The organism is Streptomyces mirabilis, assembly GCF_018310535.1.
Lineage (GTDB): Bacteria > Actinomycetota > Actinomycetes > Streptomycetales > Streptomycetaceae > Streptomyces.
On record NZ_CP074102.1, the window covers coordinates 2,699,105 to 2,722,238 of the forward strand.

A 23,134-nucleotide genomic window follows, 5' to 3' on the forward strand; every position below is an offset into this window, starting at 1 on the left:
TCGCCTTCAAGTAGCGGGGACAGGATTTGAACCTGCGACCTCTGGGTTATGAGCCCAGCGAGCTACCGAGCTGCTCCACCCCGCGTCGATGAACTGAACATTACGTCAACCAGGTGGACCAGCGCAAATCCCGTAGACGGCTCCCTACGACGCTCGAACGCGCCCCCTTCAAGCGAAGGGGTCCAGGGTCGCCCCCCGTGGGCTACGACGAGAAGCCCCCACGGGGGTCGGGACGAAGCCCCACGGGGTTCGGGGGGAGCCCCACGGGGTTCGAGGGGGGAGCCCCACGGGGTTCGGGGAGGTCTTCGGGGTTCGAGGAGGGGGTGTCCGGGGTTCAGGGCAGGAGCCCTCCGGGTTTCAGGTTGGGGGCCCTCCGGGTTTCGGGAGCGGAGGCCCTGACGGATGCCGGGGGGCGGGGCTCCAGCGGGGTCCAGGGGCACAGCCCCGCAGGAGGCCAGGGGCAGCCCGGTGGGGCGCAGCCCCGCAGCCCGCAGAGGGGTCAGAGCCAACCCGATGGGGCGCAGGGGCGCAGCCCCGCAGGGGGTCAGGGGCGCAGCCCCTGGGATGGGTCGGGTAGGGGCGGCGGGGGGCGAGAACAAGCCAAGGCCAGCCCCCACCCACCGCCACACGCTCACGCAGACAACTCCTGCCGCAACGCATCCCGCAACCGAGCCGCCCGCTCAGCCACCTCCGCAGGCCCCAGCGCAACCGCCCGATCAGCCCACCGCTGTCCCTCCGCCAGCTCCCCCCGTCGCGCATACACGAGCGCAAGCCGAAGCGCCGCCCGCCCATGCCCCGCGTCCGCCGCCCGGGTCCACCACAACGCGGCCTCCGGCTCACTCCCCTCCCGAGCCAACAGCAGCCCCAGATTGAAGGCCCCGTTCCGAGACCCGGCCTCCGCGGCCGACCGGTACCACCGAGCCGCCTCCACCACATCACCCCGAGCCGCGGCGAGCATCCCGACCCGCACCTGGGCCCGCCGATGCCCGAGGGAGGCAGCCCGCTCGTACCACTCCTCGCACTCACTCTTCTCCTGCGCCGGCTCCCCGAGCTCATGCGCGGGCGCCGGCGGCCGCCGAGCGTCGAGCACGGCGGCCAGCCGATACGCGGCCTCCGCGCTACCGCCCCCCGCCGCACACCTCAGATGCCGCTCCGCCTCCAGCTCGTCCCCGTCCCGCAGCCGCGCGATACCGACCTGCAGCGCCGCCTCGGTGTGCCCGGCGGAAGCCGCCCGCTCGTACCACCGCAGCGCCGCCTCCTCGTCGTCCTCGCTCCCCCGCCCGGCATGCAGGATCCCGAGGTTGAACGCGGCGTCCACACTCCCGGCCTCCGCGGCCTTGGAGAACCACGGCTCGGCCCCTGCCGAGTCACCGACCTGAAGCAACAGGATCGCCAGCGCGTTCGCGGCCTCACGGTGCCCCGCGTACGCGGCCCGCCGATACCACTGCTCGGCCTGCGCGGTCCGCCCCTGCTCGGCGCAGAGCAGCCCGAGGTTGTACGCGCCGTTCACATCACCGGCGTCCATGGCGGCCCGGTACCACCGCTCCGCGGTCTGCGTCTCGCCGCGCTCGGCGTGCAGCGCCCCCAGCGCGTTCGCGGCGTTCCCGTCCCCGTCCTGCGCGGCCCGCAGCCACCACACGGCCGCGCTCTCCGTGTCCCCCGCGTCCCGCAGCAGGAACCCGAGCGCGCAGGCGGCCCGCGCCTCTCCGTCCTTGGCCGACGTCAGATACCAGCGCCCGGCCTCCTTGAGGTGCCCCCGCTTCTCCAGGATCGCCCCGAGGTGCAGCGCGGCCCGCCGGTGCCCCCGCGCGGCGGCCTGCCGGTACCACTGCTCGGCCTCTTCACCGGCGGCTCCTATGACCCCGATGACACCGTTGTCGCCCCGGCCCTCGCCCGCGTCCGCGGCCTTGCGGTCGAGCGTGCGCGCGAGCCGGTACGCGGCCTCGCGGTGCCCCCGCTCGGCGGCCGCCCGCATCCACTGCTCCGCGCCGACGTCACCGCGGTGCTCCAGCAGATCGGCGAGCGCGTACGCCCCGAGGGCATGCCCCTGCTCGGCGGACTGGCGCAGCCAGTACTCGGCTGCAGGCTCGTCTCCCCGCTCCCGGTGATAGCGCCCGAGCGCGTGCGCGGCGGCCGCGGACCCGGCGACGGCGGCGATCCGCCACCACCCGGCGGCGTCGTCGGCATAACCGCGCTGGTGCAGAAGGACACCAAGGTTGTTGGCGGCGGCGCGGTCACCGGCGGCGGTGGCAGCGCGCAACTGAGGCTCGGCTCCGTCGAGATCACCGCGGCGCAGCAGCATCGCTCCGAGGACACTCATCGCCTCGACGTCGCCGGCCTCGGCGGCGAGCCGCTGACGTGCTTCCTCGGCAGCCTCGCCGGTTTCGTCCCGGTTTGAAGGCTGCACAAAACGCCCTGTCTCCAACAGAGTTGCCTTGTCCCCCATAACGTCCATCGTCGCACCACCTGCAACCTGGGTACACCTGGTATACCGCAGTCAGTGAGGTCACTTCAGCGTTTTGTCGACATGCCCACAGAGAGACAAGTCAAACACAGTTTTCCCAACTCCCCACGGATGGCGCAGCCTTCGGCGCGTCGCCCATGGTCGCCGCCCGCACCCCGCGCACGCGTCCTACTCAGGTCGCCATACGAGTGCAGTACACGTGTGCGCACACAACGAAGGCCCGGATCCTGAGAGGATCCGGGCCTTCGCTTTTCAGTAGCGGGGACAGGATTTGAACCTGCGACCTCTGGGTTATGAGCCCAGCGAGCTACCGAGCTGCTCCACCCCGCGCCGTTGTGTTGCAACCGTACCACGGCGCGGAGGTGGCCTCTGACCAGCGGCTGATCCAGGAACCGGACCAGCCGTCGGCCGGCCCGACGGGCCGGCCCTAGCCCGTACCGCCGCTGGGACTACTGCTGCCGCTGGGGCTCGGACTGCTGCTGCCGCTCGGGCTCGGACTACCGCTCGGACTACTGCCCTTGTCGTTGCTCTTGCTGCCGCCGCTGCCACCAGTGGCGCTCTTGTCGGCCTTGGTCTGAGCGTCCTCGGCCCGCTTCAGCGCGTCCTGAAGATCCTTCTGCGCCTGCCCGTACGCCGTCCAGTCGCCCTTCTTGAGGGCGTCCTGGCCCTGGTCGAAGGCCTTCTGGGCGTCGGTGAGCGCCTGCTGGACCGTCGGGTTGCTCGACGTCGGCGGTGGTGTGGTCCCCGTGTCCGTCGGTGGACTGGTCGTACTCTCCGTCCCGAAGATCTTGTTGAGCGCCTGGTCGAGCGTGTCCTCGAAGGCGGTGTTGCCTCCATAGGTCACCAACACCTTGCGCAACAAGGGGTACTTGAGGTCGCCACCGCGTACGTAGACGGGCTCCACGTAGAGCAGTCCTCCGTCGAGCGGAACCGTCAGCAGATTGCCGTACTCGACTTCCGAGTCCCCACCCTTCAGAAGTCTGATCGACTCGGCGATGTCCTGTTGGGAGTTGAACTGGCTCTGGACCTGCTTGGGCCCGTCGACGGGTTCGCTGGTCGGCAGTTTCAGGATTCTGATCTTGCCGTAGTCGCTGGTGCCCGCCTCGGAGTCGACCGACATGAAGGCGCTCAGGTTGTCCCGGCCGTTCGGAGTGAACGTCGTCGTCAGCGAGAACGTCTGCGCCTTCTGGTCGGGCATCTGCATGCTCAGGTAGTACGGCGGCACCGCGTTGCCCGACTTGTTGGTCGGGTCGTCCGGGACCTGCCACACCTCGCTGCCGCTGAGGAACGTCTGCGCGTCCTTCACGTGGTAGCGGGTGAGCAGCTCGCGCTGGACCTTGAACAGGTCCTGCGGGTACCGCAGATGGTCCATGAGCGACTGCGAGATGGACGTCTTCGGCTTCACCGTGTTCGGGAACGCCTTCATCCAGGTCTTGAGGACCGGGTCCTTGGTGTCCCACTGGTAGAGCTTGACCTCGCCGGTGTACGCGTCGACGGTCGCCTTCACCGAGTTGCGGATGTAGTTGACCTGGTTCTGCTGAGCCACCACCGCGCGCTGGTTGTTGGTCGCGGTGAGTGAGTCCGCCGTCGTGTCACCGAGGGTGGTGCGGGAGGCGTACGGGTAACCGTTGGTCGTGGTGTAGGCGTCGACGATCCACTGGATCTTGCCGTCGACCACGGCCGGGTAGGCGTCGCCGTCGATCGTCAGCCAGGGGGCCACCGCCTCGACACGGTCCTTGGGGGTGCGGTTGTAGAGGATCCGGGAACCCTCACCGATCGCGCCCGAGTAGAGGATCTGCGGCTCGCCGAACGCCACTGCGTACGCGGCACGGTTGACCGGGCTGGAGAGGCTGACACCGCTCTCGCCCTTGTAGCTGGTGGTCTTCTCACCGCTGTCGTCGGAGTAGTCGATCTCCTTCTGGGGACCGCCGACGATCGAGTACTGCGTGGTCTTCTCGCCGTAGTAGACCCGCTGCTCGTAGGTCCCCAGGTCGCCCTTGGACGGCAGGTCGGACTCGGTGAAGACGGGCCGGCCACCGGAGGTCGCCGTGGTGCCCTTGGCGGCCACCACGCCGTATCCGTGCGTGTAGCGGAAGTGGTCGTTGATCCAGTTGTTCTTCGGAATGCCGTTCAGGTTCAGCTCGCGCAGTCCGATGACCGTGTCCTGGTCCTTGCCGTCCTTGCTGTACCGGTCGACGTCCAGGTTGGTCGGGAACGCGTAGTAGTTCTTCATCTGCTGCAACTGCTGGAACGTCGGCGAGACGATGTTCGGGTCCAGCAGACGGATGCTCGCCGTGGTGTCGGCGTCGGCGCGCTGCTTGGTCTTGTCCTTGGTGTCGCTCTTGCCCGCGTACTCCGAGACTTGGGTGCCGTCGATGCCGTAGGCCTCGCGGGTCGCCTTCAGGTTCTTCTCGACGTACGGCGCCTCCTTGGCCTGCTCGTTCGGCTGGACCTGGAACTTCTGCACGATCGCCGGGTAGAGACCGCCGATGAGGATCGCCGACAGGACCATCAGGCCGAAGCCGATGACGGGCAGCTGCCAGGTGCGCCGCCACAGGGTGGCGAAGAACAGCAGCGCGCAGATGACGGCGATGCAGAACAGGATCGTCTTGGCGGGCAGATACGCGTTGGCGTCGACGTACCTGAGACCTGTCCAGTTGCCGGTCGCCTTGAAGTCGCTGGACTTCACGGCGAGTCCGTAGCGGTCGAGCCAGTAGGCGACCGCCTTCAGGGCGACGAAGATGCCCAGCAGCACCGACAGGTGCCCGGTCGCCGCGGCCGTGGCGCGCGCGCCCGGGGAGGTGATCCTGAGCCCTCCGTAGAGGTAGTGCGTGAGTGCGGCGGCGATCAGCGAGAGCACGGCGGCGGCGAAGCCGAAGCCGAGCAGAAAGCGGTACCAGGGCAGATCGAAGGCATAGAAGGAGACGTCGAGGTGGAACTGGGGGTCCTTCTGGTGGAAGGGGACCCCGTTCACCCACATCAGCCATGTGCGCCACTGGCCCGACGCCGACGCGCCGGCGATCAGCCCCACCAGGGAGGTGATGCCGAGCAGCAGCCACCTCTTGTAGGGCGCGATCCCCATCCGGTACCGGTCGAGGCTCTGCTGCTCCATCGACATCGCGCTCAGCGGCGGTCGCAACCGGTGTGCCAGCCAGATGTTCACGCCGACCGAGGCCGCCATGATCAGGCCGAACACGAAGAAGAGCCCGATCTTGGTCCACAGGGTGGTCGTGAAGACGGACGAGTAGTGAACCGACCGGTACCAGAGCCAGTCCGTCCAGAACCCCGCGAACATGACGAACGCCATGGCCAGCACGGCCAGCACGCCCAGTGTCATGAGCAGGGTCCGGACACGCCGGGACGGTCGGCCCACTCTGATCCGTGGCCCCGTCGGGCCTCCGCCGCGGTCCGGCATCTGGAAAGCCAAGGTGCGCACCTCGAAGTTCGCTGTTGATCCGTCAGGTCCCCGTGAAGCGGACCATCCGTCAGGCTCCGTGATCGTGGAGCCTCATCTATGCAACTTACTCACGCTTTACTCGGTTCCCGGATCCGGGTACGAACGAGGCAGGATTGTGACCATGTCCAACACTCCCATGGCAGCGAGCCCGCTCACCCGGGCCGTACTCGAGATCGACGAGTACGCCTCCGGCCTCGGCTGGGACCAGCCCGCTCGCCTCTTCGCCCTCGTAGACACCGCGCGACTGCGGACCCAGGAACCCGGCCTCGCGGCCCAGCTCGGCCTGCAGGACGAGCCCGAGACCACCGGTCTCACCCCCATCGAGCAGGACGAGATCCCTGCCGACAAGCCGCTGGACGAGTTCCTCGGCACCATCGCCTGGCCCGACGCCGTGGTCGGCTGCGCGCTCACCGTGGAGCGGCTGATGCTGCCGCCGTCCGCGGAGGCCTCCGTCCCGGAGGGCCTGAGCGACAAGAAGCTCGCGAAGTGGGTGGCCGAGCATCCGGACCGCCAGGAGGTCCGTATGACGGTCGGCGTCCTGCGCGACGGCACCCGCGACTCGGCACTGCGTCTGCGCGAGAAGGACGCGCCGACCGAGGTCCTCACGGGCGCGGGCCTGGTGCCGGGTCTGGCGGAGGCGCTGTCTGCGACCTTCGCGGACTGACGTCCTGGTGTACGTGGATGGGGGCGCCCCCGGACTTCCGGGGGCGCCCCCATCACGCCGTACGGCCCCTGTGTGCCGCCGCCGGTCGGGCCCTCAACCCTTGGTGGTGCACTTCGGCAGGTCGGCGGTCTTGCCGGAGCTGATGTCCTTCAGGGCGTTCATCGCGTCGTCGATGGTGTTGACCTTGACGAGGGTGAGCCCGTCGGGGGTGTCCTTGGCGGCCGCCGCGCAGTTGTCCTTGGGCGTCAGGAAGTACTGGGCGCCCTTCTCGCGCGCTCCGATCGTCTTCAGCTCGATGCCGCCGATCGGACCGACGGTTCCGCTGTCGTCGATGGTGCCGGTGCCGGCCACGAACTTGCCGCCGGTGAGGTCGCCCGGGGTCAGCTTGTCCACGATGCCCAGCGCGAACATCAGCCCGGCGCTCGGACCGCCGACATCGGCGAGCTTGATGTCGATGCTGAACGGGAACGTGTGATCGGTCCCGGCCGAGATGCCGACGATGGCGCGGGACGCGCCGCTGTCGCTGGACTTCGCCGTGGTGATGGTCACGTCCGTGGTCGCGGTGGCCGTCTTGCCCGCCTTCTCGGCGGCGGCCTGCTCCTTGGCGGGCACCACCGTGAAGACGACCTTCTCGCCGGGCTTGTGCTTGGTGACCAGCTTGGCGACGTCGTCGGGCGCCTTGACGGCCGTACCGTCGACGCTCTTGATCACGTCACCGGCGTGCAGCCGCCCCTCGGCCGGGGAGCCCTTGACGACGGTCGACACGATCACCCAGGACTTCACCGGGACGCCCAGCTCCTTCAGAGCGGCCACCTTGGCGCTCTCCTGGGACTGGCTGAACTCCTCGGCGTTCTCCTGCGTCGACTGCTGCTCGGTCTTGCCGTCCGGGTAGAGCGTGTCGTGCGGCACGACCTTGTTGTCATGCGCGAGCCACCCGTAAACGGCCTCTACAAGGTTCATGTTGTAGTCGGCGCTGGTGACCCGGACCGTGGTCATGTTCAGGTGCCCGGTGGCCGGGTACGTCTTGCGTCCGGAGATCTGCAGCACCGGCTCGCCGTCGTGCTCGCCCAGCGTGTTCACCGTCGGCCCCGGTGACATCTCCGAGTACGGCACTTTGATGAACACTCCCGCGCACAGGAGCGCGATCAGGATCAGGGTGGAGGCGAGCATCGTCGCGGTGCGGCGTGGCATGCCACGACAGTACGGGACGGTGCTGTCAGCGCACCGTCGGGGCCGTCCGTACGGGGCCCGGGTGGCGCTAGCGGAGCCCCGGCCTCAGACCGCGTCGGATTGCGGCTTCTCCCCGCCACCGGGCCGCACCATGACGGCCTCGGAGCGCTCCATGGCCGCGCGGAAGCGCGCGTACCCCTCGAGCTCGACGCCGTCTCCCACCGTCTTGCGGTTCCGGCTGGCCCAACTGCCCCACAGCCCGGCACCGATCGCAGCCAAAAGCGGAATCAGCAACCAGGCGAGCGACGCCATGCCGACCTCCCAACCCCACAAGCGACCGCAACTGACTGATCAGCAGATTAACCATCTGCCTTGTTAACGCTCATACCAGGGGGTCGGTTACGCAACCGGAGCAAGGGTGAGAACTCGGTGAGGCCGGACTCACACGTCCGGCCGACTCTCTCAACAGGCTCCGACCCACTCCTCCGTGCCGTCGGAGAACTTCTGGTGCTTCCAGATGGGCACCTCGTGCTTGAGGTCGTCGATCAGCTTGCGACACGCCTCGAAGGCCTCACCGCGGTGCGGACACGACACGGCGACGATCACCGCGAGATCACCGACGGCCAGGTCACCGACCCGGTGCACGGCGGCCAGCGCCCGCACCGGATACTCGGCGACCACCTTCTCGGCGATCCGCCGCATCTCGGCCTCCGCGCTGGGATGACACGAATACCCGAGCCCCTCGACGTCGGCACCCCCGTCGTGATTGCGCACGGTCCCCACGAAGAGCGCGGTCCCCCCGGCGGCGTCGTCTCCGACGGCCCGGAAGACCTCGTCCAAGGAGAGCGGCTCGTCCCGAATCGCCAACAGCCGAATCGGATCCTGCGCGCCCAACTCACCCGGATGCTCAAAGGTAGCTGCCATAGCCCCATCGTGCCGCACCCCACGGCACCCACGAAATACGCCTTTCACCCCGCACACGCGCGTGACCTTTTGGAGCCTCCTACAGAGACCAAGCCCACACCCCACCCACCCCAGCCCGTCCGGCATGTGGGGACGAGGCTATTCAGCCCGCTACTGGGGGGCACGGCCCCGCCGGGGTCCAGGGGCACGGCCCCGCCGGGGTCCAGGGGCACGGCCCCGCCGAGACGCAGGGGCGCAGCCCCGCCGGGGGTTCAGGACCACGGCCCCGCCAGGGTCCAGGGGCGCAGCCCCGCCGGGGTGCAGGGGCGCAGCCCCGCTGGGGGGCCGGGGGCGGAGCCTCCGGGGATGGGACGGGTAGGGGCGGCGGGGGCGAAACACCGGCCCCCAGCCACGACGCACCCGCACCCGCACGCCCCCGGACTCAGATCCGTCGCCGAGCCTTCCGAGCCCGCCGAACCAACGCGGCCGTACCCAGAAGAGCAACCGTCGCCCCCGCGGCCCCCGCCGCCGTCGCATCCTTCCGCCCCAGCCGCCGCCCAGCCACGGTGTGCCGCCCGGCAACCTCCTCCAGCAGCTCCGCGAGAACCTCCTCGTTGGTCCACTGCGGCCGCCACCCGGCGTCATGCATCCGGCTCCCACTCACCACCCAGGGATACATCGTGTACGCCAGATCCCCGGCGGGCGAAGGAGTGAGCCCGATCCGGTGAAGTCGCGCGGCAGCCCCCAGCGCGACGGCGGACGGCAACTCCATCCGCCGAATCCCACTGAGCTCCTCGACCTCCTCCTGCTCCAGCCACCCGTCGCACCCGACGGCCAGCTCCCCCTCCACCTTCTCCAGGACGGCGTACTCCAGAGCACTGCACAGATCCTCGACGTGGCAGAACTGCCAGGCAGGCCGTGACCCCGCCACCACAAGGAGTCGAGGTGACTCGAAGTACCTGGTCAGCGCGGTGTCGGTACCACCACCGACCAGGACCCCGGGCCGTACGACGGTGACATTGAGCCCCGGATGCGCGCGCGGCGCCCGCCGGGCGAGCCGCTCGATCTCCAGCAGGTCCCCGACCCCCGTGGCCTCGGCGGTCGCCCGCAGTTCGGCGTCTTCGGAGAGGGGCAGTTCGTTGTCGGGCAGCGCCCCGTAGACCATCGCGGACGTGCACAGCACGACCCGGTGCACCCCGGCCGCAGCGGCGGCCGTCAGCACGGTCTGCGTCCCCCGGACGTTGTACGCCGTGCGCGCCGCCGCGTCCGTCTCCAGGTCGAGGTCGAGCGCGAGATGCACCACGACGTCCGCGCCGCGCAGCTTCTCGGCGATCGCGGGGTCCCGGACGTCGAGGATCTGCCACTGGGCGCCCTCGCACTCGCCGCGACGCTCGTCGATGGCGATGACCTGCTTGATCTCCTCGCTGGCGGCAAGCCGCTCGGTCAGCATCGCGCCCACGCCGGACGCGGCGCCGGTGACCGCGACGACGGGCCCGCGCAAGGGCGAGCTGGTTGAGTGGTTTCGCGCTGCGCGAACCTGTGGATCTGGGGAACTCACCGGGCGTCTCCAGCGGTTGTCTTCAGTAACGGACGCGCGTGACGCGTCCGTACCAGGTGGCATCCATCCTGCCGCAGGCCAAGAGTCGGCGAAGCACCGAGGCCCGATCGGGCTCGGGTGTCTACGCTGGGTGGTGTTGTCGGGCAGTCGCCGTCGGAATGAACCGGCGGCCTTACCAGCCGAGGAATCCCGTGAGTGACACCCCATTCGGATTCGGCCTTCCGCCGGAGGAGCCGGAGAACGGCGACGAGGGCAAGAAGAAGGACCAGCAGAGCGGCGGTGGACAGGGACCGTTCGGTTTCGGGCCGCCCGGAGCCGGCGGCCCCGGCGCCGACAATCCGCTCGCAGCGATGTTCGGTTCCATGAACCCCAACGACCTGGGGGCCGCGTTCCAGCAGCTGGGCCAGATGCTCTCGTACGAGGGCGGTCCGGTGAATTGGGACATGGCCAAGCAGATCGCCCGCCAGACGGTCTCCCAGGGCACTTCTGACGGCACCAAGGACGCGAGCGTCGGTCCCGCCGAGCGCACCGCGGTTCAGGATGCCGTACGCCTGGCCGACCTGTGGCTGGACGACGCGACGTCCCTGCCGTCCGGCGCCGCTTCCGCCGTGGCCTGGAGCCGCGCGGAGTGGGTCGAGGCGACCCTGCCGGTGTGGAAGGAGCTCGTCGACCCGGTCGCCGAGCGGGTCGGCGCGGCCATGGGTGATGTCCTGCCCGAGGAGATGCAGGCCATGGCGGGCCCGCTCATCGGCATGATGCGCTCCATGGGCGGCGCCATGTTCGGTACGCAGATCGGGCAGGCCGTCGGCGTGCTCGCGGGCGAGGTCGTCGGTTCCACCGACATCGGCCTGCCGCTCGGCCCGGCCGGCAAGGCCGCGCTGCTGCCGCTGAACATCGCGTCCTTCGGCAAGGACCTGGGCATCCCCCTGGAGGAGGTGCGGCTCTACCTCGCCCTGCGCGAGGCCGCCCACCAGCGTCTCTTCTCGCACGTGCCGTGGCTGCGCTCGCACCTGTTCGGCGCGGTCGAGGGCTACGCTCGCGGGATCAAGGTCGACACGGCCAAGCTGGAGGACGTGGTCGGCCAGCTCGACCCGCAGAACCCCGAGCAGCTGCAGGACGCTCTCCAGCAGGGCATGTTCCAGCCGGAGGACACGCCGGAGCAGAAAGCCGCGCTGGCCCGTCTGGAAACGGCGCTCGCGCTCGTCGAGGGCTGGGTGGACGCGGTCGTGCACGCGGCCGCGAAACCGCGTCTTTCCTCCGCGGACGCGCTGCGCGAGACGCTGCGCCGACGCCGTGCCACGGGCGGCCCCGCCGAGCAGACGTTCGCCACGCTGATCGGCCTGGAGCTGCGCCCGCGCCGGCTGCGGGACGCCTCTCGCCTGTGGGCCTCGCTCACCGACGCGCGCGGTGTCGACGGCCGTGACGGCCTGTGGGCCCACCCGGACATGCTGCCGACCGCGTCCGACCTCGACGACCCGGACGGCTTCGTGCACCGTGAGCAGCTGGACTTCTCCGAGCTCGACAAGATGCTCGGCGAGGCGGCGAGCGGCTCCGCCGAGAAGCCGAACCTGAAGAAGGACGACGCTCCCAAGGACGACGACAAGGGCGACGGCACCGAGTGACCCTTCACGACGACGCCGTCCTCGTACTGAAGCAGTACGAAGACCAGGAAGAACTGCGCCAGGTCTATCTGGACCATCTGTCCGAGCACCCCGACGGCATGTGGAAGGCCTGCACGGCAGGACACGTCACGGCCAGCGCCCTGGTCATCGACCCGGTCGGCGGCCGCGTCCTGCTGACGCTGCACCGCAAGCTGCAGATGTGGCTGCAGATGGGCGGCCACTGCGAGCCGGGGGATCCGACGCTGGCGGCGGCCGCGCTGCGCGAGGCGACCGAGGAGTCGGGCATCGAGGGTCTGATCCTGCTGCCGGGCGGCCCGGTGACCCTGGACCGGCATGCCATCCCTGCGCCGTGCAACTGGCACCTGGACGTCCAGTACGCCGCGCTCGCTCCGGCCGAGGCCGTGGAGGCGATCAGCGACGAGTCCCTGGACCTGCGCTGGTTCCGCTACGAGGAGGTCGCGGACGTGGCGGACGCCTCGGTCGTACGGCTTCTGGAAGCAACCCGCGCACGGCTCTCGGCCTGAGGCAAACGTAAGGGGCGACCGCCACGGCGGTCGCCCCTTACGTTTGCTGCCCGGACCGTCACCCGGTCAGCTCCAGACGTTGCCCTGGTTCTGGGCCCGGGCCCCCTGCTGCCCCATGCCGTACTGGGCACGCAGCCCCTGGCCGATCACCGCGTTCTGCGGCGGCAGCAGCTCGCTGGGCTGGACGAGCGCGAAGCCCTGGCCCAGGAAGCTGAGCTCCCAGCCCTCACCGGTGTTGCCACGCCGCCGCCACACCCCGGAGGAGTGCGTCTGGGCCTGCATCTGGACACGCAGGCCGGTGGACCAGGCGACGATCGCGTCGGCGTCACAGTTGACGTACTTGTCGGGCGTGACCTGCATCATCAGCGGCATGCCCGAGGTCATCAGGGCGACCTTGCCACGGCCGGTGATGTTGAGCTGGTACTTGCCGGACCCGGAGATGCCGTACTGGCTGTCCACGGCGATGACCTCGTGGTGCAGCGAGGAGTCCATCGCCAGGACGTAGCTGCTGTCGACGGTCAGCCCGTCCTGCTCCACGTCGACCACGTGCACGTGCTGGGCGAGATTGGCCAGATAGACCGTCCCCTGCCCGTGGCACCGCATCAGGTCGAGGCCTTCACCGGTGTACGCACGTGCGCGGTGCTGGCTGTTGTTCTGGTACTCGGCGTCGAACTCCACGAGGCCCTGGTACGCGACCATGGTGCCCTTGCGGGCCAGGATGTCGTCGTGCCCCTCCATGACGACTCGCAGCATCTGCGAGTTCTGGAGGCTGTAGCGCTCCTGGGTCTGCTGCTCGTTGTAGCCGAAAAGCGGGCTCTGCATGATGTGGTGCTCCCCCTCAGCCCCGGATCCGGAGGCGGTCGGTGCTGTCCTCGCTGGGCTGGACGACGACGATGCCCTGTCCGGAGAACGCCATCTGGTACGCCTCGCCGCTGCCGCGTCCGATCAGTGACTGCGCCTTGAAGCTGCGCTTGCCCTTCACCTTGAGGTTCGGGGACCAGGCGACGAGCGCGTCCGGGTCGACGTAGGTCTCGTCCTCACCGCCGCCGCAGTCGACCACGATCGGCGTGCCGCGCGAGGTCAGCGCGACCCAGCCCTGACCGGAGATCTTGGTGTTCCACAGGCCCTGTCCGGCGAACTTGGCGAGCCCCTTCACCCGCTCGACGCCCCACTGGAGATGGGCGTCGAAGGCGAGCAGGTTGGTGGCGTTGACGGAGATCGCGTCCCCGTTGAGGTTGATGACGACGACGTTCGCCCCGTAGTCGGCCAGGTAGAGCAGGCCGTCGCCGGTGCACTTCATGAGGGGCGCGCCCTCACCGGTCATCCAGTCCCGCGCGATCTGGCGTACGGCGGGCGGGTTGGGCTCGTACTGGACGAACCCTTCGTAGGCGACCATCGAGCCCACGCGCGCGAAGAGGTCGTTTCCGGTCTGCATGGCGACCTTCAGCATGTGGTTGCCGTGGTTCTCCATGCGGGCGGTGACAGGTGCCGGGGCGAAGCCCGCGAGTGGCTGGTTCATGACGGGCTCCCTCAGACCTCGTACGGCTGGACGACGATGAAATTGCCGGGCGCGCCGCGGAACTGGAGGTTCACGCTCTCCCCGGTGTCGCCGGGGTAGGCGTTGCGGCGCATCCGCACCTGGCTGGAGACGATCACCTGGGAGGCCGCGGACCAGGCGACTACGGCGTTGCAGTCGGCGAAGGTCGTCGGCGTCACTGGCAGCACGACGGGAGCGCCGTGCGTCTTCACGACGATCGTTCCGGTCCCCTGGAACTGCATGGTGAACAGCGCGCCTCCGGGGATGCCGTGCCCCTCGATACGCCGGACCTCGTACTGGAGGGACTCGTCGAAGGCGAGCACGCTCTCCGCGGAGACACAGATCGCGTCGCCCTGGAGTTCGATGGGATGCACGTGGGTGGCGTTCTCGGCGAGGAACACCTGCCCCTGGCCGGTACAGCGCATGAGCTGCATCTCCTGGCCGGTCGCGTTGCCCACGATCCGCCCGGCGAAGCCGGCCCCCTTGTAGCTGAAGTCGACCTTGCCCTGGTAGAGCACCATGCTGCCCTGGCGGGCCAGCACGGGCTGGCCGCCGATGCCGAGGTCGACGCGGATGAGCTTCTTGTTCTGCTGGGTCCACCGCTGACCGGTGGGCGTCTCCTTGTAGGCCCCCAGCGCGGCGGCCACACCGGCACCGCCCTGCGGGGCGCCCTGGGGAACACCGTAGGGGGACGGCGCGCCGGGCTGACCCGGCGCCTGGCCCGGAACCTGGCCGTACGGCGGCTGCTGCCCGTAGCCCGGAGGCGCCGTCGGAGCCTGCTGCCCGTAGCCGGGGGGCGCGGGCGGTGCCTGCTGGCCGTAACCGGGCGGCCTGGGAGCGGTCTGACCGGGAGGCTGCTGTCCGTAGCCCGGCGGCGGACCGGGCGGACCGGGCGGCTGGATGTACGGAGCGGGGCCCGGCGGCGGCACGGTGCCGCCCGGCGGGGTGTGCAGCGGGGCGATGATCGTCGGCGCGGCGTGCACCGAGGGCGCGGCGGGCTGCGGCGTGAACCCCTGCGCGGCGGGCTGCGGCGCGGGAGCCGGGGCCGGGGCGCCGAACGCGGGGGGTGCGGTGGCCTGGGCGGGCGGCGCGAAGGACGGTGCGGCAGTCGCCTGCGGCTCCTGCGCGGCGGGCTGCTCGTCGGCGACCTCACCACCGAAGTTCTTGAGCAGCGCCTCGAGGCCGCCGTCGAAGCCCTGCCCCACGGCGGCGAACCGCCAGACGTCCTTCAGATAGAAGTCGCCCAGCATCACGGCACGCTCGGTGGAGAACTCCGCGCCACTGAACGAGTAACGGGCCACCTCCTCGCCGCCCGCGACAACACGGAGGTATCCGGGGGCGATCTGCGACATCTGCCCGGCGCCGTCGATCGTCGCCGTGAACGACAGCTTCTGGATCTGCGCCGGGATCCGGTCGAGCGTGACGCGGAAGGACTCCGTGTCACCCGACTGGGTGCCGAGCAGCTGGATGGATTCTTCGGGGGTCTTCGGCTGGTTGAAGAAGACGAAGTACCGGTCGTCCGAAAGCCTTTCGTCGGCGTCCAGACCGAAGCAGCTGATGTCGAAGGTCAGTCCGGGACCGGTGATCTGCACACCTACGTACAGATCCGTGCCCGCGGTGAGGTCACTGATCCTGGCCTTGTGGCCGCGTTGGAATTCCCTGGCCATGCGTAACGACCGTCCCCCATCCCGAGTGCGATTGCGTCGCGTCAGGCTAACGGGAAACTCTGGGAGTGAACGCCGCCGGTACAGACCCGGTACACAATCGCCCCCGGCGGGGACGGTCCGCCGCCGCCCGCCCGCTACTCGTCGCTCGCCACGGGCAGATGGGGCAGCCGTTCGGCCGCGACCACCCCTTCGAGATAGCCGCGGGCGCGTTCCGTACGCGGATACGCCTCCAGCAGCCGCCAGAAGCGGGGTCCGTGACCGGGCACCAGAAGGTGCGCGAGTTCGTGGACGAGGACGTAGTCGACCACGTACTCGGGCATGCCCTGGAGGCGGTGCGAAAGACGGATACTGCCCTCGGCCGGGGTACAGGAACCCCAACGCGTGTTCTGATTGGTGACCCAGCGGACCGAGGCGGGGCGGGCCCGGCCGTCGAAGTACTGCTCCGACAGCCGCGCGGCGCGTTCGGTCAGCTCGGTGTCGCCGAGCACCCGTTTGCTTTCCTGGGCGGCCAGCTTGTCGAGCATGACGGTGACCCAGCGCTGTTCCTCCGCCTCGGACATACGGGCGGGGATGAGCACGACGGTGCGATCGCCCTCGCGGTACGCGGAGACCGTTCTGCGCCGGCGCGCGCTCCTGCGAACCTCGATCGCGCTCGCCCCCGAGCCGCTTGGCGGCAGGCTCGTCGTGCTGCGCTGTGGCTTTCCGGCGCGGTGCAGTGGGTCGGCGGGCACGCCCCGACGTTACCCGCTGCACATGGGGGAAGTCCCGTCCCCTGGACGGTTCGATGCCGATCCGCACCCCGTGCGCTTGATTTATACGACGAACACCACCGCCTGTGGACAACTTTCGGCACGGTTCGGCCGAGCCGGGCATGCTGGCATTCGATCGGCGGGCCCGGGACGGACCGCGCCGACACACGGGGATGCTCTACGGGTACGGGGGTCGGTCATGCATCCGATGGTGAAGCCCGCGCTGCGGCGCGGCTGGCGGGATCTCAACACCGTGCAGTTCGGAATGGCGCCCGCGCACGCGATGGTGCTGGGGCCGGTGGACACGGCGACAGGCAGCTTTCTCGACCTTCTCAACGGAACACGCGGGCTGCCGCTCCTTCGCGACCTGGGACGCGCGATGGGCCTGCCCGACGGTCATGTCGACGCACTTGTGGAGCGGCTGGCCCGCTCCGGTCTGCTGGACGACGCGACGGGCGGCGGCCGGGCCGCGGACGCCCTGCGCGAGAAGAAGGCGGTCCTGGACCGGCTCCGCCCCGACCTCGCGTCCCTGTCCCTCGTCGCCCGCGCGCCGGGCGACGCCATGAAGCAGCTGGCCGCTCGCCGCTCCCTGCGCGTGCAGGTGCGGGGCGCCGGCCGAGTGGGAGTCGTCCTGGCCTCCCTCCTGGCCGGCGCGGGTGTCGGCCAGGTCGAGGTGCGCGACGTCGGCAGCGTCGAACCCTGGGACGTGGCACCGGGCGGGCTGCCACCGGCGTCCATCGGCGAGCGCCGGGAGGAAGCCGCCCGGCGCGCGGTGCGCCGAGCGGCACCGGATCGACCACCCCGGCCCGCCGCCGAAGGAGAGGAGCTCGGTTTCTCCCTGGTGATCCTCGCGCCCCGGGACGGCCTGGCGGTGCACGCCCCCGATCCCGCCGTCGCCGAGCCCCTGATCACCTCCGGCACACCCCATCTGTACGCGGGAGTCGTGGAGGGAACGGGTGTTGTCGGCCCCCTGGTGCTGCCCGGCGACACCGGCTGCGCGGGCTGCCTGGACCAGCAGCGCATCGACCGGGACCCGACCTGGCCACGCCTGATCGCCCAGTGGCGCTCCGGCGCCTCGCACCAGGTCCCGCCGTGCGACCTCGCTCTGGCGACCGCCGTCGCCGGACTCGCGGCAGGACACGCCCTCGCCTACCTCGACGGACGGCTGCCCTCCAGCGCCGGGGCACGCTGGGAGTCCTCCTTTCCGGGCTTCGACTGGCACGCGAAGCCGGTGTGGTCGCATCCCGAATGCCCGTGCGGCGCAGCGGAGAAAAGTAAGAAGGGGGAGCGCGCCGCCGAGGACGGGCAACCGCACGAGACAATGGCGGGGCAACAGCCGCACGCGGCACGGCTGTCTGGGACTTGGAGGGCGCATGTCTGATCTTCCCCGGAAGGCGGTCACCCGTACTGCCAAACTCGCCGCACTACCGCTCGGCTTCGCCGGGCGAGCGACCTGGGGGCTGGGCAAGAGGATCGGCGGGAAGTCCGCGGAGATCGTCGGCCGCGAGCTGCAGCAGCGCACGGCGGAGCAGCTCTTCAAGGTTCTCGGCGAGTTGAAGGGGGGTGCCATGAAGTTCGGGCAGGCGCTGTCCGTCTTCGAGTCGGCGCTGCCCGAGGAGGTCGCGGGACCCTATCGCGCGGCGCTGACGAAGCTCCAGGAAGCGGCGCCACCGATGCCGACGCGCACGGTGCACTCCGTTCTGCGGGAGCGCCTCGGCGAGGACTGGTCCGAGCTGTTCCAGAAGTTCGAGGACAAGCCGTCCGCGGCGGCCTCGATCGGCCAGGTGCACCGGGCGGTGTGGCACGACGGACGCGAGGTCGCCGTCAAGGTGCAGTACCCGGGGGCGGGCGAGGCCTTGCTGTCCGATCTGACCCAGCTCAGCCGATTCGCCAGGCTCCTGGGTCCCCTGATCCCCGGCATGGACATCAAGCCGCTCATCTCGGAGCTGCGCGACCGGGTGTCCGAGGAGCTCGACTACGCGCTGGAGGCAGAGGCCCAGGAGACGCATGCCACGGAGTTCGCGGGCGATCCGGACGTGCTCGTCCCGGCGGTGGTCCACCAGTGCGACCAGGTCCTGGTGACCGAGTGGATCGACGGGATACCGCTGTCGGAGGTGATCGCCGAGGGCACCCAGGAGCAGCGGGACCGTGCGGGCCAGCTGCTGGCCCGGTTCCTCTTCTCGGGCCCCGCCCGCACCGGACTGCTGCACGCCGACCCGCACCCGGGCAACTTCCGCCTCCTGCCGGACGAGAAGAGCGGCTGGCGGCTGGGCGTCCTGGACTTCGGCACGGTCGACCGTCTTCCCGGCGGTCTGCCCTCGACGATCGGCTACTCCCTCCGGATGACTCTTGAGGGCGAGGCCGAAGCGGTCTACGAGCTGCTGTGTGAGGAGGGCTTCGTCAAGGAGTCCATAGAGCTCGAACCCGACGCGGTCCTGGACTATCTCCTGCCGATCATCGAACCGGCCCAGGCCGACGAATTCACGTTCACCCGCGGCTGGATGCGCAGTCAGGCGGCGCGCATCGCCGACCCCCGCTCCCCCGCACACCAGTTGGGCAGGCTCCTCAACCTGCCACCGTCGTATCTCCTGATACACCGTGTGACCCTGAGCACCATCGGAGTCCTGTGCCAGCTGGGCGCGACGGTCCGGCTGCGCGACGAACTGGAGGAGTGGCTGCCGGGTTTCGTACCGGGAGAGGACCCGACGGAGGAGCTGCTGGGCACGGAGGAGCTGCTGGACGAGGAGGGATCAGCGGCCGAAGCATGACTCGGGCAGCCTTCGCCCGCCCGGACCGGCCCGGGCGGGCCTACCACCAGGCCGAGTCCAGCCGTCCCTCGATCGCCCTGAGGTTGCTGCGGGCACAGTTGTCGCAGAAGTAGTGGCGGGCGCCGTTCTCCATGGAGCAGGTCCACGTCAGTGGAGGACCGTCGGCCAGGGTGCCGCAGCGGGCGCACACGATGTGCCGGGCCTCGGCCGTGTCGGGCCGCGGCATGGAGCCGGTGGTGTCACTGTCCCCGGGAAGACTCGTCACTCGGCGACGATAGCGCCGTGGTCGGCGGATCGCCCGGCACAACGCACCGCGGGGGCCGGTCCGTTCGGACCGACCCCCGCGAGGAGTTGCTTACTGATACTGCCGCGACTGCTTTCGGCTAGTGCATGACCGCCATGGCCAGCGCGCGCCGGGCGCGCATGGAGGCGCGCTCGGCCCGACGCTGCATCCGACGGGCGGAGGCCAGGCGCACGGCCAGGCGTTCCCGCTCGGCTTCGTGCAGTCGCTCGTGCATATGCGCACGAGCCAGGGCTTCTGGGATGAGTTGCATCTCGCGGGTCCTGTTCTGACGCGAGTCATTCGCGCCGGTGGTGGTGAAGTCTGGGATGGCGGAGCCTGCGGGCTCGCTGGCGGACGGCTTCATCGGGGCCTGTTTCTTGGGGTCGTGCGTCAGGGGGCGATCGATCGTTCCTACGGTGTTCATGCCGCAACCGGGTTCTTGCGCGGGCGGCCACGCGGCCGCTTGCGGGCCACGACAACACCCTGGACGAAGAGCTCGCCGCCCCAGACACCCCAGGGCTCGCGCCGCTCCTTGGCGCCGGCGAGGCAGGCCTCGATCAGCGGGCAGGTGCGGCAGAGGGACTTGGCGTACTCGACATCGGCCGGCGACTCGGCGAAGAAGACCTCCGGGTCGTAGGAGCGGCAGGGGACGGGTACGCCGAGGTTCTCGATGGCGTCGTCGAGCGCGGTGAGCGCAGTGAGCGGGATCAAGGTGGAGTCCTCCGTGAGGCCGGGCGGGGGGATCGTTTCGGAAGGCGGTACGGACGGGGCGTGCGCTTCGAGTTGCACGGTTGGTCTTCCTCGTCTGGTCGTGCCGGCCGGGTTGGCCGGTTGGCGGCTGGTACCGGGTTCTTTTCTTGTCCCGAGGCCCCTTCGCTCTGCCGTCCCCGGTCGGGGACAAACAGAAGGGCCGCGGATCCCGGGTGGGGTTCCGCGGCCCTGAAGGCGCCGACCTGATCGAAGATCAGGCTGGATCACTCCAGGGTTCAGGCCCACGGAAGGCCCACATCGTGTGGTGCTGCTTCGTCTGCTTCAGGGATCCGGCACCGGCTGCCGCAAAGGCATAGGCCTGGGCCTCTGCCACTACTGCCGCTTCCAGTGCCTTCATCGGTCGCTCATTGCGCTCACGGATGGGAAGAACCGCGAGAGACAGAGGGGAGACCGGCCGGACGGCAGCGATGCCGGACAGACCGGTGCTCAGGTTCGAGACGCCGAGCAGGCACGTGGAGACGACCGAGCGATCGGTCATTTTGGCGGTGCTGATGGAGCTGCTGTTGATGCTGATCACTGGAATCGCCTCCTCTCGGCGTCTTGGGGGACTGGGGTGAGCCAGTCCGACGGCTATTAAGTACAGCACGGAACCAGGGCCTCGGAGAAGGCCGCTGCTGCCGTGGTTAAGAACCTATGGGGATTGCTGGGGCATGCGCAAACTATTTTTTCGACGAGTTTGCATCAGTCATCCTCGCCGCCCCCCGCGCGCTCCTGACCAGCACAGATGGCCAGAACATCGGCCCCGAACCGGTTGAACTTGCGCACGCCGACCCCGGGGATCCGCGCCAACTCGCCCTCGTCGTCCGGTGCGGCCTCGGCGATCGCCATGAGTGTCTTGTCGGTGAAGACGCAGAACGCGGGCTGCCCACTGCGCTGCGCCTGTACCGCCCGCCACTCCCGCAGCCGCTCGTAGAGGCCTTCGTCCATGTCGGAGGGGCAGTCCTCACAACGCATCAGTTTCATCTCACCGGCGTCGGTCAGCGTGCGCCCGCAGACCCGGCAGCGGGCCGGGGTCCGGCTCGTCCGCCGTACGACCGTGCCTCCGCTGCTTCCGATGCCGCGCTCGATGCCTCCTGGACCGCCACCGGCGCTGCGGGCCGCGGTGGCGACGGAGCCGGGGCGCAGCCCGTCGAGGAAGCGGCTGGGCCGGCGGTTGGGCCTGCCGCCGGGTGAGCGGGACAGGGCCCAGGAGACGAGGAGGTGTTCTCTGGCGCGGGTGACTCCGACGTAGAGGAGGCGGCGTTCTTCCTCGATCTGCTCGTCGGTCTTTGCGTAGGTGATCGGCATCATGCCCTCCGCGACGCCGACCAGGAAGACGACGTCCCACTCGAGTCCCTTGGCGGAGTGCAGGGAGGCGAGGGTGACGCCCTGGACGGTCGGGGCGTGCTGGGCGCTCGCGCGCTCGTCGAGCTCGGCCACCAGGTCGCCGAGGGTGGCGCCCTGTTTGGCGGCGGCGAAGTCCCGGGCGAGATGGACGAGGGCGGCCAGTGATTCCCAGCGCTCTCTGACGGCGCCGGATCCGGCCGGGGGTTGGCTGGTCCAGCCCTCGCCGGAGAGCACCGCGCGGACCTGGGAGGGCAGGTCGACGGCGTCGTCGAGGAGGGAGTCGTTGGCGCCGAAGCGGGCGGCCGCGCGCAGGGCGGCACCTGCTTTGCGCACCTCAGGGCGGTCGAAGAACCTCTCGGCGCCACGCAGCTGGTAGGGCACTCCGGCGTCGGCGAGGGCCTGTTCGTAGATCTCGGACTGGGAGTTCGTGCGGAAGAGGATGGCGATCTCGCCCGCGGGGATGCCGGAGGCGATGAGGTCGCGGATGCGGCGGGCGGCGCCCTCGGCCTCGGCGGGTTCGTCCGTGTATTCGGCGTAGACGGGCTCGGGGCCCGGGGCACGCTGGGAGATCAGTTCCAGACGGTGGTCGGCGGCCCGGCCGCGAGCTTGGGAGAGGAGGCCGTTGGCGAGGTGCACCACTTGGGGTGAGGAGCGGTAGTCGCGGACGAGCTTGACGACGGTGGCCCCGGGGTGGCGGGTGCGGAAGTCGAGCAGGTGGTCGGGAGTTGCACCGGTGAACGAATAGATCGTCTGGCTGGCGTCGCCGACGACGCAGAGGCTGTCGCGCTCGCCGAGCCACAGTTCCAGGAGGCGCTGCTGGAGGGGGCTGACGTCCTGGTACTCGTCCACCACGAAGTGCTGGTACTGGGAGCGGACTTGTTCGGCGATGTCGTGCCGGTCCTGGAGGATCCCGACGGTCAGCAGCAGGACGTCCTCGAAGTCGATGACGGCGCGGTCGCGCTTGAGGTCCTCGTACGTGGCGTAGAGCTGGGCGATCTCGGCCGGGTCGCGGGGCGACTGACGGCCGGTCTTGGCCGCGGCGGCCGCGTAGTCGGCGGGGACGGCCTGGGTGACCTTGGACCATTCGATCTCGGCCGTGACGTCGCGCAGCTCGCCCCGGTCGAGGCGGATGCGGCAGGCGGCTGCCGCGTCGGCGACGAGCTGGATCTTGCGGTCGATCAGCCGGGGCAGGCCGCCACCGACCGCTTTCGGCCAGAAGTACTGGAGTTGGCGCAGCGCGGCGGAGTGGAAGGTGCGGGCCTGGACACCACCGGCGCCGAGCTGGCGGAGCCGGCCGCGCATCTCGCCTGCGGCCCTGTTGGTGAAGGTGACGGCGAGCACACTGGAGGGCTGGAGGATCCCGGCACGCACCCCGTAGGCGATGCGGTGGGTGATCGCTCGTGTCTTGCCCGTGCCGGCGCCTGCCAGCACGCACACCGGACCGTGCAGGGCGGTGGCGACCTCGCGCTGCTCGGGGTCGAGCCCGTCGAGCACCGCGTCGGCCGTGTCCGGTGCCTGCGGGAAGAGGGTGGAGTGCGTTGCTGCTGTCACCCCGCCATGCTGCCAGGTCGGCGGGGACGCACGAGCCGGTTGTCCACAGGGAGGCCCTTGCAGTCGTACTAATGCGGCAGGCGCTGGGCGTGCTCTTGCTCACGCGTCTGCCGCCAGGCG

Annotated in this window: 20 protein-coding genes and 2 tRNA genes; 5 read left to right on the top strand and 17 right to left on the bottom strand. The window is 69.9% G+C overall.

The window, feature by feature from the left end; translation table 11 throughout:
- Positions 1-11: 11 nt before the first annotated feature.
- The 4 genes from SMIR_RS11720 to SMIR_RS11735 form a co-directional block, all read right to left on the bottom strand.
- Positions 12-85: transfer RNA gene (locus tag SMIR_RS11720), tRNA-Met, on the bottom strand.
- 546 nt (positions 86-631) lie between these two features.
- Complete coding sequence (locus SMIR_RS11725; RefSeq protein ID WP_168495365.1) at positions 632-2,455, bottom strand: tetratricopeptide repeat protein; 1,824 nt, start codon at positions 2,453-2,455, stop codon at positions 632-634.
- A gap of 265 nt (positions 2,456-2,720) precedes the next feature.
- A tRNA-Met gene (locus tag SMIR_RS11730) sits at positions 2,721-2,794 on the bottom strand.
- 97 nt (positions 2,795-2,891) lie between these two features.
- Positions 2,892-5,879: a UPF0182 family membrane protein gene (locus SMIR_RS11735; protein ID WP_168501287.1), complete on the bottom strand. Its 2,988-nt coding sequence runs from the start codon at positions 5,877-5,879 to the stop codon at positions 2,892-2,894.
- A gap of 163 nt (positions 5,880-6,042) precedes the next feature.
- Between SMIR_RS11735 and SMIR_RS11740 the strand changes: the two genes are divergently transcribed.
- Positions 6,043-6,585 (top strand): PPA1309 family protein, encoded by a 543-nt coding sequence (locus tag SMIR_RS11740; protein WP_101400551.1) that lies wholly within the window; start codon positions 6,043-6,045, stop codon positions 6,583-6,585.
- Between the two features lie 93 nt (positions 6,586-6,678).
- Here the strand turns inward: SMIR_RS11740 and SMIR_RS11745 are convergent, their stop codons facing one another.
- The 4 genes from SMIR_RS11745 to SMIR_RS11760 all read right to left on the bottom strand — a co-directional run bounded on the left by SMIR_RS11745 (position 6,679) and on the right by SMIR_RS11760 (position 10,216).
- Complete coding sequence (locus SMIR_RS11745; protein WP_212726964.1) at positions 6,679-7,776, bottom strand: YlbL family protein; 1,098 nt, start codon at positions 7,774-7,776, stop codon at positions 6,679-6,681.
- A gap of 84 nt (positions 7,777-7,860) precedes the next feature.
- Positions 7,861-8,067 carry a hypothetical protein gene (locus tag SMIR_RS11750; RefSeq protein WP_168495361.1) on the bottom strand — a complete coding sequence of 69 codons (207 nt, stop codon included), beginning with the start codon at positions 8,065-8,067 and terminating at the stop codon, positions 7,861-7,863.
- A gap of 150 nt (positions 8,068-8,217) precedes the next feature.
- Positions 8,218-8,679, bottom strand: a complete 462-nt coding sequence (locus tag SMIR_RS11755) for a molybdenum cofactor biosynthesis protein MoaE (RefSeq protein ID WP_168495359.1) — start codon at positions 8,677-8,679, stop codon at positions 8,218-8,220.
- A gap of 421 nt (positions 8,680-9,100) precedes the next feature.
- Positions 9,101-10,216: an SDR family oxidoreductase gene (locus tag SMIR_RS11760; protein ID WP_168495357.1), complete on the bottom strand. Its 1,116-nt coding sequence runs from the start codon at positions 10,214-10,216 to the stop codon at positions 9,101-9,103.
- Positions 10,217-10,407: 191 nt separating this feature from the next.
- Between SMIR_RS11760 and SMIR_RS11765 the strand changes: the two genes are divergently transcribed.
- On the top strand, positions 10,408-11,838 hold the full coding sequence (locus SMIR_RS11765) for a zinc-dependent metalloprotease (protein WP_168495355.1): 1,431 nt from the start codon (positions 10,408-10,410) through the stop codon (positions 11,836-11,838).
- Positions 11,835-12,362: an NUDIX hydrolase gene (locus SMIR_RS11770; protein ID WP_168495353.1), complete on the top strand. Its 528-nt coding sequence runs from the start codon at positions 11,835-11,837 to the stop codon at positions 12,360-12,362. The genes SMIR_RS11765 and SMIR_RS11770 overlap by 4 nt, the downstream gene beginning before the upstream one ends.
- A 66-nt stretch (positions 12,363-12,428) precedes the next feature.
- On the opposite strand, the gene SMIR_RS11775 is transcribed toward SMIR_RS11770, so the two are convergent.
- The 4 genes from SMIR_RS11775 to SMIR_RS11790 form a co-directional block, all read right to left on the bottom strand.
- Complete coding sequence (locus SMIR_RS11775; protein WP_060900241.1) at positions 12,429-13,184, bottom strand: AIM24 family protein; 756 nt, start codon at positions 13,182-13,184, stop codon at positions 12,429-12,431.
- A gap of 16 nt (positions 13,185-13,200) precedes the next feature.
- Positions 13,201-13,881: an AIM24 family protein gene (locus SMIR_RS11780; RefSeq protein ID WP_168495351.1), complete on the bottom strand. Its 681-nt coding sequence runs from the start codon at positions 13,879-13,881 to the stop codon at positions 13,201-13,203.
- An 11-nt stretch (positions 13,882-13,892) separates the two neighbouring features.
- Positions 13,893-15,566, bottom strand: coding sequence for a TerD family protein (locus SMIR_RS11785; RefSeq protein WP_212726965.1), 1,674 nt, complete (start codon positions 15,564-15,566; stop codon positions 13,893-13,895).
- A 134-nt stretch (positions 15,567-15,700) separates the two neighbouring features.
- Complete coding sequence (locus SMIR_RS11790) at positions 15,701-16,297, bottom strand: M48 metallopeptidase family protein (protein WP_101400543.1); 597 nt, start codon at positions 16,295-16,297, stop codon at positions 15,701-15,703.
- 217 nt (positions 16,298-16,514) lie between these two features.
- Here SMIR_RS11790 and SMIR_RS11795 point away from each other — a divergent pair, with 217 nt between their 5' ends.
- A complete protein-coding gene (locus SMIR_RS11795; protein WP_212726966.1) occupies positions 16,515-17,696 on the top strand; it encodes a TOMM precursor leader peptide-binding protein in 1,182 nt (393 codons plus the stop codon).
- Positions 17,689-19,083 (top strand): ABC1 kinase family protein, encoded by a 1,395-nt coding sequence (locus SMIR_RS11800; protein ID WP_212726967.1) that lies wholly within the window; start codon positions 17,689-17,691, stop codon positions 19,081-19,083. Before SMIR_RS11795 ends, SMIR_RS11800 begins: the two co-directional genes overlap by 8 nt.
- 40 nt (positions 19,084-19,123) lie before the next feature.
- Here SMIR_RS11800 and SMIR_RS11805 read toward each other — a convergent pair whose 3' ends face one another.
- From SMIR_RS11805 to SMIR_RS11825, 5 genes are all read right to left on the bottom strand, one after another.
- Entirely contained in the window at positions 19,124-19,348 is a 225-nt protein-coding gene (locus SMIR_RS11805; protein ID WP_168495345.1) for a hypothetical protein, read from the bottom strand.
- A gap of 118 nt (positions 19,349-19,466) precedes the next feature.
- Positions 19,467-19,790, bottom strand: coding sequence for a putative WhiB-interacting protein (locus tag SMIR_RS11810; protein ID WP_101400540.1), 324 nt, complete (start codon positions 19,788-19,790; stop codon positions 19,467-19,469).
- Positions 19,787-20,155, bottom strand: a complete 369-nt coding sequence (locus tag SMIR_RS11815) for a WhiB family transcriptional regulator (protein WP_054228178.1) — start codon at positions 20,153-20,155, stop codon at positions 19,787-19,789. The genes SMIR_RS11810 and SMIR_RS11815 overlap by 4 nt, the downstream gene beginning before the upstream one ends.
- A gap of 175 nt (positions 20,156-20,330) precedes the next feature.
- Entirely contained in the window at positions 20,331-20,654 is a 324-nt protein-coding gene (locus tag SMIR_RS11820) for a hypothetical protein (RefSeq protein WP_168495343.1), read from the bottom strand.
- A 164-nt stretch (positions 20,655-20,818) separates the two neighbouring features.
- A complete protein-coding gene (locus SMIR_RS11825; RefSeq protein ID WP_212726968.1) occupies positions 20,819-23,014 on the bottom strand; it encodes an ATP-dependent DNA helicase UvrD2 in 2,196 nt (731 codons plus the stop codon).
- Between the last annotated feature and the right edge of the window lie 120 nt (positions 23,015-23,134).

What these genes read in the sequence shown, in the direction of transcription:
- SMIR_RS11725 (WP_168495365.1), bottom strand. Translation starts at nt 2,455, where the DNA reads ATGGACGTTATGGGGGACAAGGCAACTCTGTTGGAGACAGGGCGTTTT.
- SMIR_RS11735 (WP_168501287.1), bottom strand. Translation starts at nt 5,879, where the DNA reads ATGCCGGACCGCGGCGGAGGCCCGACGGGGCCACGGATCAGAGTGGGC.
- SMIR_RS11740 (WP_101400551.1), top strand. Translation starts at nt 6,043, where the DNA reads ATGTCCAACACTCCCATGGCAGCGAGCCCGCTCACCCGGGCCGTACTC.
- SMIR_RS11745 (WP_212726964.1), bottom strand. Translation starts at nt 7,776, where the DNA reads ATGCCACGCCGCACCGCGACGATGCTCGCCTCCACCCTGATCCTGATC.
- SMIR_RS11750 (WP_168495361.1), bottom strand. Translation starts at nt 8,067, where the DNA reads ATGGCGTCGCTCGCCTGGTTGCTGATTCCGCTTTTGGCTGCGATCGGT.
- SMIR_RS11755 (WP_168495359.1), bottom strand. Translation starts at nt 8,679, where the DNA reads ATGGCAGCTACCTTTGAGCATCCGGGTGAGTTGGGCGCGCAGGATCCG.
- SMIR_RS11775 (WP_060900241.1), bottom strand. Translation starts at nt 13,184, where the DNA reads ATGCAGAGCCCGCTTTTCGGCTACAACGAGCAGCAGACCCAGGAGCGC.
- SMIR_RS11780 (WP_168495351.1), bottom strand. Translation starts at nt 13,881, where the DNA reads ATGAACCAGCCACTCGCGGGCTTCGCCCCGGCACCTGTCACCGCCCGC.
- SMIR_RS11785 (WP_212726965.1), bottom strand. Translation starts at nt 15,566, where the DNA reads ATGGCCAGGGAATTCCAACGCGGCCACAAGGCCAGGATCAGTGACCTC.
- SMIR_RS11795 (WP_212726966.1), top strand. Translation starts at nt 16,515, where the DNA reads ATGCATCCGATGGTGAAGCCCGCGCTGCGGCGCGGCTGGCGGGATCTC.
- SMIR_RS11800 (WP_212726967.1), top strand. Translation starts at nt 17,689, where the DNA reads ATGTCTGATCTTCCCCGGAAGGCGGTCACCCGTACTGCCAAACTCGCC.
- SMIR_RS11810 (WP_101400540.1), bottom strand. Translation starts at nt 19,790, where the DNA reads ATGAACACCGTAGGAACGATCGATCGCCCCCTGACGCACGACCCCAAG.